Here is a 1,401-nt window from a genome sequence, read left to right on the forward strand (position 1 = left end):
TGATGGTGGTGTGGATGCCGGCGAGGACGGGGTGTTTGGCGTGGCCGAGGAGTTCGCCGCCGGTCGCGCCGATGGTGGTTTCCTTGCTGGTGGTGAACTTGCCCTGTTCGATGTAGTTGACGACGCCCTCGGACAGGTTCTGGTAGCCGGCGGAGAACGCGGTGTCGACCAGCAGGTGCGGCGGCTTCTCCTTCCACCACGAGGGCATCGCGGCCGCCACCTTGTCCGACAGCGCGGTGCGCAGCGGGGCGAACCCGCCGCCCAGGCGCTCCACCGGCTCCAGCGCCGCCCTCAGCGCCGGGGCCAGGTTCTTCCCGCCGGCGGCGTGCGCGAGGAACGCCGACGCCCACTCCACGCCCATCTCCCGTGCCGCGTCCGCGCCCAGATGATCACCGAACGCGGACTCGAACTCCCGGCCCACCGCGCTGCGGAACGCGTTCAGGTTCTTGGCCGGCACCACGTCGTGGGTCAGCGCGAGACGCATCGGCACCACCAGCCCCGACAGCTTCGCCGGAAACGAACCCCCCAGACCCGCCAGATCCCTGACCCCGCCCGACAGCACGTCCAGGTCCTTGACACCCAGGTCCTTGACACCCGAACCCGCCGACTTCGCCACGTCCGAACCCGCCGACTTCACCGGAGCCGCGGCACCCGGGTGCGTCAGCGCGTTCTCGATCGACTCCTGCATCGCCTTGACCGCGGCCGGGGTGAACCCCTTGGAGATCAGCTTCTTGATCGGCCCCGTCAGCAGCGGCACCGCCGCACCGAACGCACCCTGCACCGCACCCGACAACACCGCACCCCTGCGGTACTGATCACCCTGCGAGGTGTGCTCCCCGTTCAACGCCAGGATCCACCGCGCCAGCCCGTCCAACGCCGTCGACAACGCCAGGTTCGTCACCATCGTCATCGCCGCATGCGTCAGGAACCGCCGCAACGTCGTCCCGAACAACACCTTGAACAACTGCTCCAGGAAAGCCTGCTCGATCGCCGCCCCGATCGGATTCCACGACCACATGATCAACGTGATCGCCCACTCCACCAGGAACGCCATCACCTGCAACACGATCATCAGATTCGTGTAGTCCAGCTGATACGCGAACTCCCCCGCACCATCCGCCAGCTGCGCCGCCGCCTCCTTCAGCCCCGTGATGTAATCCGCCCCACCCCCCGACAGGAACGTCCTCATCGCCTCCACATACGCCCGCGGCCACTCACCACTGGCCCCCTGCGCCGTACCCCCCGCCACCTGCGCGACCAGATTCTCAAACCCGTCAAGGAACTTCACCAGCTCCTGATGAGGAACCTGCACCTCGCTACGCATCCGCTCCGACGACCCCAACGGAACAGACATACCCGAAATGAACACCACGATCGGGTTGTACCAAGGCTCCTCAGTCA

The 1,401-nt window shown here is 67.0% G+C and carries 1 protein-coding gene; it reads right to left on the reverse strand.

The features are described 5' to 3' along the window. Positions 1-1,372, reverse strand: a 1,372-nt coding sequence (locus ACFY3I_RS43560; RefSeq protein WP_390866493.1) for a hypothetical protein, incomplete at its 3' end; no start/stop codon positions are given. Positions 1,373-1,401: the final 29 nt, after the last annotated feature.

It is taken from the genome of Streptomyces sp. NPDC001068 (genome assembly GCF_042897315.1).
GTDB lineage: Bacteria > Actinomycetota > Actinomycetes > Streptomycetales > Streptomycetaceae > Streptomyces.